Annotated in this window: 12 protein-coding genes; 4 read left to right on the top strand and 8 right to left on the bottom strand. The window is 57.1% G+C overall.

What is annotated here, in order from left to right:
* Positions 1 to 3: 3 nt before the first annotated feature.
* On the bottom strand, positions 4 to 669 hold the full coding sequence (gene pgl / locus JI62_RS08840) for a 6-phosphogluconolactonase (RefSeq protein WP_088699810.1): 666 nt from the start codon (positions 667 to 669) through the stop codon (positions 4 to 6).
* A 1-nt stretch (position 670) separates the two neighbouring features.
* A complete protein-coding gene (zwf, locus tag JI62_RS08835) occupies positions 671 to 2,176 on the bottom strand; it encodes a glucose-6-phosphate dehydrogenase (RefSeq protein ID WP_088699809.1) in 1,506 nt (501 codons plus the stop codon).
* A gap of 291 nt (positions 2,177 to 2,467) precedes the next feature.
* Between zwf and malE the strand changes: the two genes are divergently transcribed.
* The 4 genes from malE to JI62_RS08815 all read left to right on the top strand — a co-directional run bounded on the left by malE (position 2,468) and on the right by JI62_RS08815 (position 7,864).
* Positions 2,468 to 3,655, top strand: a complete 1,188-nt coding sequence (malE, locus tag JI62_RS08830; RefSeq protein ID WP_088699808.1) for a maltose/maltodextrin ABC transporter substrate-binding protein MalE — start codon at positions 2,468 to 2,470, stop codon at positions 3,653 to 3,655.
* Between the two features lie 74 nt (positions 3,656 to 3,729).
* A complete protein-coding gene (gene malF / locus JI62_RS08825; protein ID WP_088699807.1) occupies positions 3,730 to 5,301 on the top strand; it encodes a maltose ABC transporter permease MalF in 1,572 nt (523 codons plus the stop codon).
* A 10-nt stretch (positions 5,302 to 5,311) separates the two neighbouring features.
* Entirely contained in the window at positions 5,312 to 6,202 is an 891-nt protein-coding gene (gene malG, locus JI62_RS08820) for a maltose ABC transporter permease MalG (protein WP_027957650.1), read from the top strand.
* Positions 6,203 to 6,376: 174 nt separating this feature from the next.
* Positions 6,377 to 7,864, top strand: a complete 1,488-nt coding sequence (locus JI62_RS08815) for a TrkH family potassium uptake protein (protein WP_088699806.1) — start codon at positions 6,377 to 6,379, stop codon at positions 7,862 to 7,864.
* 34 nt (positions 7,865 to 7,898) lie between these two features.
* On the opposite strand, the gene JI62_RS08810 is transcribed toward JI62_RS08815, so the two are convergent.
* The 6 genes from JI62_RS08810 to kdpF are packed head-to-tail and all read right to left on the bottom strand — an operon-like array spanning position 7,899 to position 15,819.
* The gene (locus JI62_RS08810; RefSeq protein WP_088699805.1) at positions 7,899 to 8,624 is read right to left on the bottom strand and encodes a response regulator; all 726 of its coding nucleotides are present in this window, start codon (positions 8,622 to 8,624) and stop codon (positions 7,899 to 7,901) included.
* Positions 8,614 to 11,310, bottom strand: coding sequence for a sensor histidine kinase (locus tag JI62_RS08805; RefSeq protein ID WP_088699804.1), 2,697 nt, complete (start codon positions 11,308 to 11,310; stop codon positions 8,614 to 8,616). Before JI62_RS08805 ends, JI62_RS08810 begins: the two co-directional genes overlap by 11 nt.
* 4 nt (positions 11,311 to 11,314) lie before the next feature.
* Positions 11,315 to 11,980, bottom strand: coding sequence for a potassium-transporting ATPase subunit KdpC (kdpC, locus tag JI62_RS08800; RefSeq protein WP_088699803.1), 666 nt, complete (start codon positions 11,978 to 11,980; stop codon positions 11,315 to 11,317).
* A gap of 10 nt (positions 11,981 to 11,990) precedes the next feature.
* Positions 11,991 to 14,027, bottom strand: coding sequence for a potassium-transporting ATPase subunit KdpB (gene kdpB / locus JI62_RS08795; protein ID WP_088699802.1), 2,037 nt, complete (start codon positions 14,025 to 14,027; stop codon positions 11,991 to 11,993).
* A 10-nt stretch (positions 14,028 to 14,037) separates the two neighbouring features.
* On the bottom strand, positions 14,038 to 15,729 hold the full coding sequence (gene kdpA, locus JI62_RS08790; protein ID WP_088699801.1) for a potassium-transporting ATPase subunit KdpA: 1,692 nt from the start codon (positions 15,727 to 15,729) through the stop codon (positions 14,038 to 14,040).
* Positions 15,730 to 15,738: 9 nt separating this feature from the next.
* Positions 15,739 to 15,819 carry a K(+)-transporting ATPase subunit F gene (kdpF, locus tag JI62_RS23185; RefSeq protein WP_081742537.1) on the bottom strand — a complete coding sequence of 27 codons (81 nt, stop codon included), beginning with the start codon at positions 15,817 to 15,819 and terminating at the stop codon, positions 15,739 to 15,741.
* Positions 15,820 to 16,105 lie beyond the last annotated feature (286 nt).

The raw sequence follows: 16,105 nt of genomic DNA, 5'->3' as shown, positions 1-16,105 counted from the left end.
CGCTCAAGGCGCCCAGTAAATTGCCAACGGGCAGGTTAAAAAGGCACGAATAGGCAGTTGACGAACGTCGTCGCCGTTGAGTGCCTTGGCCAATACGGCGCGTTTATCTTCGCCGGTAATATGTAGAATGTGCCGCCGCGCCTGATGCAGGCGATCGGCGGAAAAGGTGATCCGGGGTTGCGGCTGACTAGGCGTTCTTACCGCCACTAACAGCTCCTCGGTGGCAAGGGCCAGGGTCAGTTCAGGACTATCGGGAAATAGTGACGCCGTATGACCATCACCGCCCATACCTAGAATCACCACGCTGGCAGGCCACGCTAGCGATTCCGCTTGCTTGGCAACTTCATCAACGCCCTCTTCAGGTGTAGCCGCGCTGCAAGTTAACGGTATAAAAGTGGCCGCCGATGCTTCGCCCTGTAGAAGATGCTCACGCACCAACTTGGCGTTGCTATCGCTGCTCTGCTCGTCTACCCAACGCTCATCGGCCAGCGTTACATCTACCCGATCCCAGGGCAGCGGCTTGGCCGCCAGTGCCTTAAAAAAGGGCACTGGCGTAGAGCCACCAGAAACGACCAGTAGGACGCGCTCCTGATGGTTTAAATCTTCTTGCAGCCCTTGAAACACAGCTTCGGCAAGCTGCTCGGCCAACTGTTGGCGTGCTTGGCTCATATTAATAATCCTCGTACCAGCTGCGTCCATCCTGAGTAATCATGGCAATAGAAGCGACCGGCCCCCAAGAGCCTGCTGGATAACGACGCGGCGGCGTGTCGCGTTTTTTCCAGCCATCAATGAGCTGGTCGCACCAGCGCCAGGCGTGTTCAATTTCATCGCGACGCACGAACAGGTACTGCTGACCTTTCATGACTTCGAGCAGCAGGCGCTCGTAAGCATCGGGTATCCGCGATTTGGGAAATGCGCTGTTGAAGTCCAAATGCAGCGGCCCCGGGCGCAGACGCATGCCTTTATCCAAACCGCTATCTTTGGTCAATACTTGCAGGGCAATACCCTCTTCCGGCTGCAGGCGAATAATCAACTTATTAGAGGCGATGCCGCGCTGATCCGGGTCGAAGATATAGTGGGGCTGCTGACGGAAGTGAATGACGATCTGCGAGAGCTTCTCCGGCATGCGTTTACCGGTGCGCAGATAGAACGGCACGCCTGCCCAGCGCCAGTTAGCCACTTCGGTTTTCATGGCCACAAAGGTTTCGGTCTGGCTCTGGGTATTGGCGCCCTCTTCTTCCAGGTAACCCGGCACCGACTGGCCATCGCTGGTGCCGGCGATATATTGGCCGCGAACCACATCACGGCCAAGCGCCTCGCCCACAAACGGCTTGAGCGCTTTAAGCACCTTCACCTTCTCATCGCGAATGGCGTCGGCATCCAAGTTAGAGGGCGGATCCATGGCGATTAAGCACAGCAGCTGCAGCAAGTGGTTTTGCACCATGTCTCGCAGTTGACCCGCCTGGTCGAAATAACCCCAGCGCCCTTCGATGCCCACTTTTTCGGCAACGGTAATTTCCACATGGGAGATATTGTTCTGGTTCCACTGGGTACCAAACAGCGGGTTGGCAAAACGCAGCGCAATCAGGTTCTGTACGGTCTCTTTACCTAAATAGTGGTCAATACGGTAAATCCGCGATTCGGGAAATACTTGACCAATGGCGTCGTTAATTTCAATGGATGAGTGCAGGTCGTAGCCGATGGGTTTCTCAACCACCACACGGGACTCATCGTCCAGGCTTTTACTGGCCTGCAGGTGACGGCAGATATCGCCATAAATAGGCGCACCAACGGAGAGATAGACCACCATTGGGCGCGGTGAGCCCTTTCGCCACTGGCGAATGGCGTCGTAACCTTCAACGCTGGAAAAATCGAGTTTTAAATAATCTAGGCGGGCGAGAAAGCGCTCGAGGCTCTGCTTATCCTGCTCGCTGCTTTTCAACCGTTTCTGCAGCGCGTCGTTAACCATTTTCCGGAACGATGCAGCGTCATGCTCATGGCGAGCCAGCCCCATAATGCGCGTGCTTTCAGGCATCAAGCCTTCGCGATCAAGATGGTATAAGGCAGGAAATAGCTTGCGCATGGCAAGATCACCCAGCGCCCCAAACAGCGCTAAATCAATAGCGTTATTCGGATCGCCCAGCGGTGCACCTTGGGAAGCAGTGGACTGGCTCATCGTCACTCCTGTTTATAATTAGGCATCTAATGTAGTTAGATTACCTAAAATTTACCGTAATACGGGTATTGTACGCAATAATTCGTGTAATTTTACTACAAAATAACCGCGGATTCTGCTCTATCGACGCACTCAGCACTTCATATCAATCCCTCTCCTTCCACTTTTACTCTACGCCCTTGATATACGCCACTGCTACGCCCCCTGAGGAGGAGGTGACCTTGCGCATAATTGGCCACTCTGCGGAAGTTGATAAATAAATGACCACAACAACAATGAGGTTATTACTCGATGGCAACGCTACGCTACTTTATCAGACCGCTACTGACAGCCACTCTGGCTGCCAGCGCTACCCTGCCAGCCTTCGCGTTCGAAGATGACCGCTTAACCATCTGGATGGGCGACAACAAGGGCCAGGAAGGCATTCAGCTGCTGGCCGATCAGTTTCTTGAAGAGACGGGCATCGAAGTTGAGGTGGTCTTTCCGGATAACCTGACAGACCGTTTTCAACAGGCGGCAGGTAGTGGCCAAGGGCCGGATATCGTGATCTGGGCACACGACCGGATTGGCGAGTGGGCACAAAGCGGCCTATTAAAACAGATAGCGCCTAGTGACAGCTTCCGTGAGTCTTTTTATGACTTCTCCTGGGAAGCGGCCCTGTGGAATGGCGAAACCTATGGCTACCCCATTTCAGTGGAGTCACTCGGCCTCATTTACAACAAAGCCCTGGTGGACACGCCACCGGAGAGCTTTGCCGAGCTAATGCAGCTGGACGAGACGCTTTCCCGAGAGGGTAAAAAAGCCATCCTGTTCGACTACAGCGAGCCCTACTACGGCTGGACGCTGCTAGCCGCTAACGGTGGCTACCCGTTTAAACAAACTGACGCAGGCTACGACGTTACCGATATTGGCGTTAACAACGAAGGCGCCGTACAGGGTGCTGAGTTGCTGGTCGAGCTGATCGAAAGCGACGTGGTGCCGCGGGGAACCGACTACAGCATCATGGATAACCGCTTTAACAAGGGCGAAGTGGCGACCATGATTAGCGGCCCCTGGGCCTGGCCGAACCTTGAGCGCAGCGACATTGATTACGGCGTCGCCCTGCTGCCCAAGGTCGGCGACGAACGTGCCAAGCCCATGTTTGGCGTTATGACGGCAATGATCAACTCAGCGTCGCCCAACGACTTCCTGGCCGTCGAGTTCCTGGAAAACTACCTGCTCAGCAAGGAGGGTATGCGCACCTTCAACAGCGATGGGTCGCTGGGGGCCGTGGCCCACATCGACTATCAGGCCGAGCTTGCCGACAACCCCAACATCGCGGCTACCCTCGAGAACGCTGAAGTCGGTATGCCAATGCCGAACATTCCTGAAATGGGCGCCTTCTGGGCAGCCATGGAACCCGCGTTGCAAAACATCGGCAGCGGGCGTCAGTCCCCCCAGGAAGCACTGGATGCCGCCGCGCGGCGTATGCGCCAGTAGCCACTCGCCTTTCCTTCACTGCCCTGCCATGGCACACCGCTGGCAAGGCCGGGCAGTTTCGCAGGACATCTTTAATGTTTACCACGAATGCTTCGCGGGGTTTGCCCCGCCACCGCTCCCGCCATGTGGCCGAACGCTATTCCCGCTGGGCAATGCGCAGCGTGATCGGGCTGATGGTACTGGCCCTACTTTGGCTGGTGATGGCTTTTTATCTGCACGGCCAATGGGTGTTTGCGCTGCTATTTTTAGTGCTTGGCACGTCGCTGGGCGTGGTATTCAGTCGACGTTCGCTGATGAGCCACCGGTATATTTTCCCGGCAGTGGCCGGGCTTGGCGTTTTCGTTATGTTCCCGCTGGTGTATACCGTCGGCATTAGCTTCAGTAACTACAGCTCGGACAACCTGCTCAGCCAGGAGCGCGTGCGCGCTCAGCTCACCGCCCAAAGCTACCAAGCAGAGGGCGCAGCCTTTTCCTATTCGCTTTACCAGCAGGACGAGCTGGTGCGCCTCTACCTGGAAAGCGACGCTCCTGCGGGCGACAACGACCGGCTACTATCCGCCGCGATCAACCTAACTAACAGCGAAGTCCGTCGCGCTCCAACCCAAGCCGTAGACGGCCCGCCCGAAGGTGAGCCGCTTCCCATGCGCGCAGCTATCCAGGCCCGCGACGCCCTCCAGGCGCTGCGCCTGCAAACGCCCGGGGGCACCGAGCTACGCATGGCGGGCCTGCGCCAGTTCGCGCCAATGATCGACCGCTATGAGATTCGTGACAACGGCAGCCTTTATGATCAGCAGGAGGGTCAGGTGCTGACGCCGGATAACGATATCGGCTTTTTCGTCACCGAGAACGGCGAACGCATCACCCCTGGGTGGCCGGTGAACGTGGGCTTCACCAACTACAGCAAGATCTTCACCGACCCGGATATACGCGGGCCGTTTATGCAGATATTTGTCTGGACCTTCGTGTTTGCCGGGCTCACCGTACTGTTCACGCTGGCCGTGGGGTTCGTCCTCGCCTCGCTGCTGCAGTGGGATCAGCTCAAGGGCAAGGCGGTCTATCGGACGCTGCTGATACTGCCCTACGCGGTTCCAGCGTTTATTTCGATTCTGATTTTCAAAGGCATGTTCAATCAGCATTTTGGTGAGGTGAACATGATTCTGGAGGCACTGTTCGGCATTTCGCCGGAGTGGTTTACCGACCCCTGGCTAGCCCGAACCATGCTGCTGATCGTCAATACCTGGCTGGGCTACCCCTACATGCTGTTGCTGTGCATGGGGCTGATTCAGTCGATCCCCGGCGATCTTTACGAGGCCTCGGCGGTAGACGGCGGCGGGCCGATCACCAACCTGATGAAGATCACTCTGCCGCTGATCATCAAGCCACTCACGCCGCTGTTAATCGCCGCCTTTGCATTCAACTTCAATAACTTCGTACTGATTGCGCTGCTCACCGGGGGCAGCCCGGACATTCTGGGTGCCAGCACGCCCGCGGGCACCACCGACCTGCTGGTGAGCTATACCTACCGCATCGCCTTCCAGGATGCCGGCCAGAACTTCGGTCTGGCGGCAGCCATTGCTACGCTGATCTTCCTGCTGGTGGTGGGCATGTCGGTGGTGAATTTGCGGCTTTCCAAGGTTAAAGTTTAGGAGGTTTACGATGGCGATGGTTCAACCCCGCTCCATTCGCGCACGGCGATGGGGCGCCCATATGGCGCTGATCGGCTTTGTTTCACTGATCGTGTTTCCGCTGCTGTTGGTAATTTCAATCTCGTTTCGTGAGGGAAACTTTGCCTCGGGGAGCTTGATCCCCGAGCGCTTCTCGTTGGAGCACTGGTCACTGGCGCTGGGTATTCCCTGGGAGCGCCCGGACGGTAGCATCGTCCAGCCCCCCTTTCCGGTACTGCTGTGGCTGTGGAACTCCATCAAAGTAGCAGTCGTGTCATCGGTATTAATTCTTATGTTAGCAACCACCAGCGCCTACGCCTTTGCCCGTATGCGCTTTAAGGGCAAGGAGCCGCTGTTGAAAGGCATGCTGATTTTCCAGATGTTCCCCGCCGTGCTCTCGCTGGTGGCGCTCTACGCACTGTTCGACCGGCTGGGTCAGTTCGTCGGCTGGCTGGGGATCAACACCCATGGCGCGCTGATTGTCGCCTCGCTCGGCGCGGTAGCGCTGCATATATGGACGATCAAGGGCTACTTCGAATCCATCGACGGGTCGCTCGAAGAAGCTGCCATGGTGGACGGGGCAAGCACCTGGCAGGCGTTTCGCTACATCCTGCTGCCGCTGTCGGTACCGATTCTGATGGTGGTGTTCATCCTGGCGTTTGTGATGAGCATCATGGAGTACCCCATGGCATCGGTGCTGCTAGTGGATGAGCATAAGCTCACCCTCGCGGTGGGCGCCCAGCAATACCTGGCCGACCACAATCAGCGCTGGGGCGACTTCGCCGCTGCTGCCGTGCTCTCGGGGCTGCCAATCACTGTGGCCTTCCTGATCTGCCAGCGCTGGATTATTGGCGGGTTAACCGCCGGGGGCGTTAAAGGTTAATTTTAGGCCATTGACAACACCGCTACTCTCGCTTGAACGGCATGCTGACGACCGGCTCCTTTGGGGCCGGTTTTTTTAGACCAACGTCATTTTTTTAGGAGAATTTTACAGACTTTTAGTAATTGCCATGGTGAGATACCACGCTGAACACTAGGGCAAATTAAGAGCGGCAATATGACCATTTTTCCCAGCGGCCTGTACTACCGAGACGCTTACCGTAACTGGGCGCAAATATTTAAAATCATGGCAGTATTGTGGTTAGTGCTTGCCATGTTCATGGCGATTCCCTGGATCGTATTGCTGGTAGAGAATGACCCAGACGCCCCTGCTTTTGGCGTGTCTATTCTGATTGTTCTTAGTGCTACCCTAGCCACTTGGCTACTCACGCGCAAAGTGTCTCTGGAGCTAAAGCCCTGGCAAATGTTTGTGCTTACAGCGGCCAGTTGGGCAAGCATTACTGGCTTTGCGAGCCTACCGTTGATTTTAGGCGCGCCCCAGCTCAGCGTGACTAATGCCGTCTTTGAATCCGTCTCTGCCATCACCACCACCGGCTCGACGGTGATGGTGGGGATTGAGCATTTCTCCGACGGATTGAAGCTATGGCGCGGCTTAATGCAGTGGATGGGCGGCATCGGCATCATCGTTATGGGCATTGCCATTCTGCCGTTTCTGAAAGTGGGCGGTATGCGGCTATTTCATACCGAGTCTTCCGACTGGTCGGACAAAGTCATGCCCCGCACAGGCGGCATTGCCAAAGCGACGCTAAGCATTTATGTAGCCCTAACGCTTGCGGCCATGGTGAGTTATTGGGCGGGAGGCATGTTACCGCTTGATGCTGTTGTGCACGGCATGACGTCCCTGGCTACCGGTGGTTTTGCCAACTCGGATGCTTCATTTGGGGCTTACGCCGAGCAGCCATGGCTACTGTGGATGGGCAGCTTTTTTATGCTAAGCGGGGCGCTGCCGTTTGTTTTATATATTCGCTTTATTCGTACATCGCGCACCGCTCTGTGGAAAGACCAGCAGGTACGCGGACTTTTAAAGCTGTTACTGGTCGCGATAGTAGTGCTTAGCGGGTGGCGGGTGCTGCAAGGCGATGATTGGTTTGTTTCGCTTACCCACGTCACCTTTAACGTGATTTCAGTGGTGACCACCACCGGATACGCCTCTGACGACTACACGCTATGGGGCGCGTTACCGGTGACTGCTTTTTTCTACCTAACTTTTGTGGGCGGCTGTAGTGGCTCTACCAGCGGTGGCATGAAGATTTTCCGCTTTCAAATTGCCATGCTGATGCTGCTCAACCAACTGCGTTATCTCATTCATGCCAACGGCGTGTTTACTACTCGCTATAATCAGCAGCCGGTCACCAGCGATATCTCCAGAAGCGTGGTGGCCTTCTCGTTCTTCTTCTTTATTACCATTGCGGCACTGGCCCTTAGCCTTTCGGCACTTGGGCTGGATTTAGTTACCGCTATTTCTGGTGCAGCCACTGCGGTGGCCAACGTCGGCCCCGGCCTTGGAGATACTATTGGCCCAGCGGGTAACTTTTCGTCGCTACCCGAGGCGGCAAAATGGCTGCTGTGTATCGGTATGTTGATGGGCCGCCTGGAAATTTTGACGGTGGTAGTGCTAATGACGCCGATGTTCTGGCGCCGCTAGTTTTTTCAGGCACCTATTGTTTTTTTCCAGGTACCTAGGACGTTGCGGGTCGCTGAGCTGGCTCTACCAACAGCCGATAGCCGACCCCGGCTTCTGTTTGTAGCAGTACGGGTGTTTGGGGGTCATCGCCGAGCTTTTGGCGCAGGCGGCTGACCACAATACGCAGGTAATGGGTGTCGTCTACATGGGTCGGCCCCCATACTTCTTTAAGCAACTGGGTCTGGGTGACAACGCGCCCGGCATAGCGGCAAAGACGGGCCAGCACGGCGAACTCTTTGCGGGTCAAATGCACACGTACCTCGTGCAGAGAAACCTGCCTTAACTCAAGATCGATCACCAGTCCCTGGCTAACATAGTAGCTAGCGGCCACCTCTCCCCTCGCTTGCTGCGACTGACGCTGTACGGCCCTAATGCGAGCAAGCAGTTCTTGGATGCCGAAGGGTTTAGTAACGTAATCATTGGCGCCGTTATCCAGCGATAAGACTTTCTCCTCCTCCCTATCCCGCACGGATACGACAATTACCGGCACAGCGCTGTGCTCACGGATGCCCTGCAGCACCTCGTGGCCATCCATATCGGGTAGGCCTAAATCAAGCAGCACCACGTCGGGCGCTTGGGTATATACCGCTGCCAAGGCTTGCTCACCGTTCTCTGCCTCCAGCACAGCGTAGCCTTGAGAGGCTAGGCTGATACGAAGAAAACGGCGTATTTGCTGTTCGTCGTCAACAATCAGAATGCGCCCACTGCCTTCACTCTTCATCAACACTCCTAATATCTGCGCCCAACAGTGGCAGGGTAATAATAATCGCTGTGCCCCGTCCGCTTTCGCCGGTGTCAGCATTAATCGTGCCGCCATGGGCGCCAATCATGCCACGACAAATGGCCAAACCGAGGCCACTGCCATGGGCACTGCGGTCGCCGTCGCCGCCGCTGTAAAACATATCAAATACCTGCTCGCGCAGCTCGGGGGAAATCCCTGGGCCTTGGTCTTCAATGGTGATTACCAAGGTGGCTGGATCACCTTCATTAAGGTGGGCCTTGATCAGCAGCTCGCCGCCTGGCGGAGAGAAGCGCTGGGCGTTATCCAGCACGTTAACCAGCGCCTGCTCCACCAGCGCGGGATGAACGTACAACAACGGCAGCGTGGTGGGCCACTGTTTGCGCACCACGACGTGTTTTAGCGATTGCCCCAGTCGCTTCAGCGCTGAGTTGATGACGTCGTCAAACGACACCCAGTCACGCTCTATTTTCAGCGTGCCGTGCCCCAGCCGCGTCATATCGAGCAGGTTTTGAATATAGCGGTTGAGCCGCTCGCTCTCGGATAAGATACCGTCTAGCAGCTCGCGCTGATCGTCTTCACTGAGCTGGGGTTTTAGCTCAATTAGTGAGCTGGTGGCGCCAATGATAGATGACAGCGGCGTGCGCAAGTCATGAGAAACCGACGAGAGCAACGCCGAGCGTAAGCGCTCGTTCTCCTCGGACACACGCGTTGTATTCAATTCGGCCACCAAACGCGTGCGCTCCAGGGCCATACTGAGTTGCCGCACCAGGGTGTCAATTAGCGACTCACGCTCATGGTTGAGCGCCTTTGGGCTTGCCGACAGTTTGAGCGCCAGCATCCCCACTTTTTCGCCATGCACCGCCAGCGGAAGTAAGCGCCACGCCTGCTGGCTCAACGTTTGAGTGCCCCGACCGCTCGGTTTTTGGTGCTGCCAACTCCATACCGCTGCCTGCTTGGCGGTCATATCCAAACGCTCGGCATCCGGTAGCGCGTAGACCACTTGCACCTCGCTAGCGCTTTCCGCCGTTTCAATAAAGATAACGGGGACTTCAAAACACTGCACCAGCGTATCGACACCCACTTTAGCGGCGCTGGCACTGTCGGTGGCGGTGGAAAGCTGCTCGGCGTAGCGCAACAGAAGCTGGGTCTGGTCGCGGCTGGCCCGCAGTGCGACTAAACGCTGGCGTCCACGGCCCGCCAATTGCCCCACCACTAGCGCTACCAAAAAGAAGAACACCACCGTCAGTAGTTGCCCCCGCTCCACCATGGCAAAGGTCAAACGCGGCTCTGTAAAGAAGAAGTTAAACACCAAAAAGCCCACCACGGCACTCAACATGGCCATAGCGGTGCCCGCCCAGATAGCGCTGAACAGCACGGCGGCTAAAAACACCAGCGACAGATTAGCAAGCTCCAGCCAGGGTTCTAGCAGGTGGGCGATTCCCAATGAGGCCATCACCGCCAAGCTGGTAGCGAGTAGTTGAGGTGGACGCACTCTCCAGCCAGGCTGCCGCTTACGCCTACCTTGCTTCACGCTCCCCTGCGCTACTACCACGATATCAAAGACATCGGTATGCGCGATCAAGCGTTGGGCAAGCGGCCGCGGCCGCAACCGCAACCACGGCCACCAGCGGCGCTTGCCGTCGCGGCCCACCATAATCGTGGTGGCATTAATCGAGCGGGCGTAGTTGATCACTTCACCTAGCTGGCTATGCCCCTGCAAGCGAAGTGAATCGCCTCCCAGGCGGGTCACCAGGCTAAATATTTTCTCAACCGTTAGCTGCTGCTCGGGCGAGGCGACACCTTTATCTACATAGACCGCCCGCCATACGGCCAGACGCCTCTCGGCCATTCGGTGGGCTGCGCGCACGAGGGACACATCGTCTTCACTCCCGTTAACGACCACCAGCAGGTGCGGCCTTACCGGCCAAGGGCCTGCTCTGCCGCTGGCATCCATGGCCACTTTTACATCGGCATCCACCCGCTCGGCCATGGTTTGAATCGCCAGCTCGCGCAACGCATTGAGGTTCGACTCATTAAAGTAGCCCTCCATGGCGGCGCGTGCCTGTTCCGGGATATATACCTTGCCGCGTCTTAAGCGTTCGAGCAGCTCCTCCGGGGTTAAATCCACCAGCGACACATCCCGAGCGCGCTCCAACAACGTATCGGGAACGGTTTCGCGCATGCGTATGCCGGTAATCCGGGCCACATCGTCGTTAAGGCTTTCCAAATGCTGGACGTTCACCGTTGTCCAGACATCAATCCCCGCATCCAGCAACTCTTCGATATCCTGATAACGCCGTGGATGTCGGCTGCCGGGGATATTGCGATGGGCCAACTCGTCTACCAGCAGAATGGTGGGCTTCCGCTCTAGGGCCGCATCAATATCGAATTCGTAAAACGTTCGGCCATGGTGCTGTAAAGGCGCCAGCGGAACACGCGACAGCCCCTCGCAGAAGGCTTCGGTATCGGCGCGCCCGTGGGACTCCACCACGCCAATTACGATATCGTCACCCTCTTCTGCCCGCTCCCGGGCCGTGCGAAGCATGGTGTAAGTTTTGCCTACGCCGGGGGCGGCTCCCAAAAAAACACGCAAACAGCCGCGCGCCTCTCGGCGCGCGGCTTTTAGCAATGCATTGGGATCGGGTCGCTGATCCGCTGAATACATTTAGCTACTCCACAGGGGGGACGGACGATGTGGTGGTGGCGACGGGAAAACGCTCATCCAAACTCACATTCAACTGCAATACGTTGACCACTGGCGACCCCAGCCAGCCCGTGTTTTCAAGCGCTTGGCCGATCAGCTCAGTGACGCTAGCTTCGTCGATTTCACGCGCCTGCGCTACCCTTGCAACCTGTAATTCAGCGGCTGGTAACGAGATATGCGGGTCAACCCCGGAACCCGAAGCGGTGATCAGATCAACCGGGATTTGATCGACCCTGACGCCTTCTCGCTGGGCAATCGACTGGGCATCGGCCTGGGCACGCTCACGAAGCGCTTCATTGCTAGGTGCCAGGTTAGAGCCAGAAACTCCACCCGCATCGTTGCCCGCCGCTGACGGGCGACCGATAAAGTATTCATCGCTGACGAAGGTTTGCGACACCAGGCTTGAACCCACTACCCGACCATCGGCGTCACGAACCAAGCTGCCTTGCGCCTGCTCAGGAAACAACCAGCCACCGACCGTTGTCGTCGCTAAGGGGTACACCAGCCCAAGCAGAACGGCCATCACCACCATAAAACGCAGCGCACTGCCCCAAGTGGCTTTTGCCTCAAACGTTGGTGCCTGCTGTTCTTCGTCATTAATCGCCGCGGGATCTTTAATACCTATATTCATGACGCTTCTCCTAGATAAACAGCGCAATCAGCATGTCGAACAGCTTGATGGCAGGGAACGGTAGTAGCAGACCACCAAGACCGTAGATCAGCAGATTGCGGCGCAATAGTACCGTCGCCGAAGCGGCCTTTACGGACACGCCACGCAGCGCAAAGGGAATCAATGCAGGGATAATCAGCGCATTGAATAGCACGGCTGCCAGCACCGCCGTAGTGGGTGAATGCAGGTTCATTACATCCAGCACGCCCAGCGCCGGGAAACTTGCCGCAAAAAGTGCCGGTAAAATCACGAAGTACTTAGCGACATCGTTCGCCAAAGAGAACGTGGTCAGTGCGCCTCGTGTCACCAGCAGCTGTTTACCAATTTCCACCGCGCTGATTAGCTTGCCGGGATCGGAGTCCAGATCGACCATATTGGCCGCTTCGCGGGCGGCTTGGGTGCCGGAATTCATGGCCAGACCAAGGTCAGCCTGGGCCAGCGCCGGAGCGTCATTGGTACCGTCACCCACCATGGCCACCAGTCGGCCACTGGCCTGCTCTTCGCGAATCAGCGCCAGCTTACGCTCAGGCGTGGCCTCAGCAATGTAGTCGTCGACCCCAGCCGTGGCGGCTATCGCCGAAGCGGTAATCGGGTTGTCACCGGTGATCATCACCGTTTTGATACCCATGGCACGCAGCTCGGCAAACTTCTCCGCGATGCCGCTTTTGATCACGTCAGACAGTGCTACTACGCCCAAGACTTGCTTATCTTCCGCCACCGCAATGGGGGTGGCACCATCCCGAGATATACGCTCAATGACCTGGTTATAGTCGCTGGGGATATCGCCGCCCTGCGTCCTTACCCACTCGGCGATGGCATTGGGGGCACCTTTCCGTAGCTTTTTACCGCTGGTTAGATCCACCCCCGAAAGTCGGGTTTCAGCACTGAAGGCTTCAAAGGTTGCGCCATCCGCTTCTTCACTGAGCTGCACATCCACCCCCTGCTCGGTGGCGAGCGCCACAATCGAGCGGCCTTCCGGCGTGGGGTCTTCCAGGGAGGTCAGGAACGCCGCGTCGCGTACCTTGTCCCGCGACACCTGCTGACAGGGGGCGAACTCCGTCGCGCGGCGGTCGCCCAGGGTAATGGTGCCGGTTTTATCCAGCAACAGCGTATCGATGCTGCCAGCAATCTCCACCGCCTTGCCTGACTTGGCGACCAGGTTGGCCCGCATGGCGCGCTCCATACCGGCAATGCCAATGGCGGGTAAAAGACCGCCAATAGTGGTGGGGATCAAGCACACCAGTAGCGCTACCAGCATGACCGTCGAGGTTTCTACTCCTACGAAAGCGGCCATGGGCACCAGCGTCACCACCACAATCAGAAAGACCAGGGTCAGCATCGCCAGCAGCACCGACAGCGCCAGCTCGGAAGGCGTTTTCTGACGGCTGGCGCCCTCTACCAAGGCAATCATGCGATCCAGCAGGGACTCACCGGGGTTGGCGCTGACTTCAATAATCAGCTGATCCGAGAGCACTTTGGTGCCCGCGCTGACGCCGCTGTTATCAGTGCCCGCTTCACGCAGCACCGGCGCGGACTCACCGGTTACCGCCGACTCATTGATAGACGCCGCACCCTCGACGATATCGCCATCTGCCGGAATCAGCTCACCTGCCACCACCTTCACTCGGTCGCCTTTACGCAACGAGTCGGCGGTCACGGCGCTGGTGGTGCCGTCAGCGTTTAGCTTAGCCGCCTTGAGCTCCCCTTTGGTTTTGCGCAGCGCTCCTGCATGGGCCTTACCCCGGGACTCCGCCAGTGACTCCGCACCGGTGGCAAACAGCACGGTGGCGAGCAGCAGTAGCGCAATGGTGAGCGCAAAGCCGCCGTTTTCGCCCTGAGCGAAGGCAACCGGCGTTAGCCCGAAACACACCACGGTACCAATGGCGACCACTGCCATAACCGGATTGCGCGCCAGTAGATGGGGCGCAAGCCCTTTTACCGCGCCGGCGACGACCTGGCCAATGGGCAGCGAACGACGCGGCTGTTTAGCAAGCTCTGTATGTGACATCTCTTTTCTCCTAGAAGCCTTGCACGACGGATTCTGCAATCGGGCCAAGCACTAACGCCGGTAAGAAGCCAAGCAGGTTGACGATCACAATCACCCCTGCGGTTAAGCCCATAAAGGCGGGGCTATCCATAGGTAGGGTTCCACGCCCCGCCGGTGCCGTGCGCTTAGCGGCCAACCAGCCGGCTACCGCTAATGGCACTAGCATGGGTAAGAAGCGGCCAATCAACAGGGCGACCACGCAGGCGATATTCCACCATGGAGTGTCATCACCCAGCCCTTCAAAACCAGAGCCGTTATTGGCAAACGCGGAGGTAAATTCGTAAAGCACTTGGGATAAGCCATGGAACCCTGGGTTTGAGTTGGCGGCAGCGTTTGGCATCGCTACGGTCAGCGCACTCAACCCCAGGATGACCAGCGGCTGAGCCAGAATCGCCAGTGAAATCCAGCGCATCTCGCGGGTTTCTAACGGTTTGCCAAAAAGCTCGGGCGCCCTGCCCACCATCAACGAGCCCACAAAGGCCGCTAACATCAGGTAGAGAAAGAAGCCAATCAGCCCAACGCCCACGCCACCGAAGGTCACGTTCACGAACATATCCATCAGCAGCATCATGCCGCCCATGGGGTTGAAGCTATCGTGCATGGCGTTGACTGAGCCGTTGGAGGTTTGCGTTGTCCAACTGCCCCACAGAGCGGAAAGGTCAGTGCCAAAACGCAGCTCTTTGCCTTCCAAATTGGCCCCCGGCTGGGAGAGTTCGGCCAGGGCAGCATTTGGCATGCGTTCCGAATAGACCACCACCGAGGTGGAGATCAGTGAGAACGCGATCATTACGGCGCCAATGCCCATCATTAGTCGGCGTCGGCCACTGATCAGAGCAATCGCAATAAGCAGCGCCACGGGGATAATCGTCAGCGAAGCGGTTTCGATAACGTTCGCCAGCGGCGTGGGGTTCTCAAGCGGCACGCTTGAGTTGGGCCCGTACCAGCCACCCCCGTTGGTACCCAACTGCTTGATCGCCACCATGGACGCCACCGGGCCTAAGGGAATCGACTGCACTTCTTCCACCTGGGGATCCAGCATCTCTACCTGGTGGGCGGCCTGATAGCTGGCCGGTACGCCCTGCCATGTGAGCAATAGTGCGACTACCGCTGCCAGTGGCAACATAACCCGTACCAGGGTGCGGGTAAGGTCGTGGTAGTAGTTGCCAACGCCGTTTAACACCTTGGCAGGTTTAGCGACTAATAAAGTGCGGGCAATGGCGACCAACACTGCGAGCCCCGTGGCGGGGGTTAAGAACTGCAGCGTGACAATGGCGAAGGTTTGGCTTAAATGCGAAAGCTGCGCTTGGCCAGAGTAGTGCTGCTGGTTGGTGTTGGTAGCAAAGGACACCGCCGTGTGCAGCGCCGTGTCCCAAGCCATGCCGGGGATGCCGTCCGGATTGATTGGCAGTAGGCCCTGACACATAAACACTAGCCATGCCAGCAGTATCAAGCCCATATGCAGCTTCAGGATGGCTAACGCGTACACTTGCCACGTCATGGCATGTTGACTGTTAACGCCCGCCAACCGGTAGATAGGCTTTTCAATCACGCCAAACAGCGTGTCGAGACGGTTCGGCTGGGCACCTAGCGCATGGGCAATGTAGATACCCAGTGGTACGCTAAGCAGAGCCACGAGGGCGTAAATAGCGATCATATCGTTCATGGTAATCTCCTAAAAACGCTCGGGGCAGATAAGTGCGTAAAATAGATACGCCGCTGTGCCGGTCGCGATAATTAGCAATGCAATATTCATGAAAGTGCCTCCTTTGATTGGCACCTTGAGCTTAGAGATTGCAGGCGTAAAAATTCGATGGCGTTTAAGGCGTTAGCCGTCAAAAAGACGTAAAAAAAGCCTTTTTCGTCGGCCAAAAGTAGAGATCTGAAGCTCCCTACCCTCGACAGTTTCCCCTTGGGTAGGTGAGTATCTGCATTAACATGTCGCCGGAGTGACCTAACGACTAATGAAAATTATTATTCTCGGCGCCGGCCAGGTCGGCGGCACACTGGCTGAACACCTCGCCCGTGAGGAGAACGACATC

This window comes from Halomonas campaniensis (assembly GCF_002211105.1).
In the GTDB taxonomy this organism is placed as follows: Bacteria; Pseudomonadota; Gammaproteobacteria; order Pseudomonadales; family Halomonadaceae; genus Vreelandella; species Vreelandella campaniensis_A.
Note: the sequence above shows the minus strand (reverse complement) of the source record. Positions and strands in the feature narration are given on the sequence as shown.

What these genes read in the sequence shown, in the direction of transcription:
- kdpB (WP_088699802.1), bottom strand. Translation starts at nt 14,027, where the DNA reads ATGTCACATACAGAGCTTGCTAAACAGCCGCGTCGTTCGCTGCCCATT.
- JI62_RS08805 (WP_088699804.1), bottom strand. Translation starts at nt 11,310, where the DNA reads ATGTATTCAGCGGATCAGCGACCCGATCCCAATGCATTGCTAAAAGCC.
- malF (WP_088699807.1), top strand. Translation starts at nt 3,730, where the DNA reads ATGTTTACCACGAATGCTTCGCGGGGTTTGCCCCGCCACCGCTCCCGC.
- JI62_RS08810 (WP_088699805.1), bottom strand. Translation starts at nt 8,624, where the DNA reads ATGAAGAGTGAAGGCAGTGGGCGCATTCTGATTGTTGACGACGAACAG.
- zwf (WP_088699809.1), bottom strand. Translation starts at nt 2,176, where the DNA reads ATGAGCCAGTCCACTGCTTCCCAAGGTGCACCGCTGGGCGATCCGAAT.
- pgl (WP_088699810.1), bottom strand. Translation starts at nt 669, where the DNA reads ATGAGCCAAGCACGCCAACAGTTGGCCGAGCAGCTTGCCGAAGCTGTG.
- kdpF (WP_081742537.1), bottom strand. Translation starts at nt 15,819, where the DNA reads ATGAATATTGCATTGCTAATTATCGCGACCGGCACAGCGGCGTATCTA.
- kdpA (WP_088699801.1), bottom strand. Translation starts at nt 15,729, where the DNA reads ATGAACGATATGATCGCTATTTACGCCCTCGTGGCTCTGCTTAGCGTA.
- JI62_RS08815 (WP_088699806.1), top strand. Translation starts at nt 6,377, where the DNA reads ATGACCATTTTTCCCAGCGGCCTGTACTACCGAGACGCTTACCGTAAC.
- kdpC (WP_088699803.1), bottom strand. Translation starts at nt 11,980, where the DNA reads ATGAATATAGGTATTAAAGATCCCGCGGCGATTAATGACGAAGAACAG.
- malE (WP_088699808.1), top strand. Translation starts at nt 2,468, where the DNA reads ATGGCAACGCTACGCTACTTTATCAGACCGCTACTGACAGCCACTCTG.
- malG (WP_027957650.1), top strand. Translation starts at nt 5,312, where the DNA reads ATGGCGATGGTTCAACCCCGCTCCATTCGCGCACGGCGATGGGGCGCC.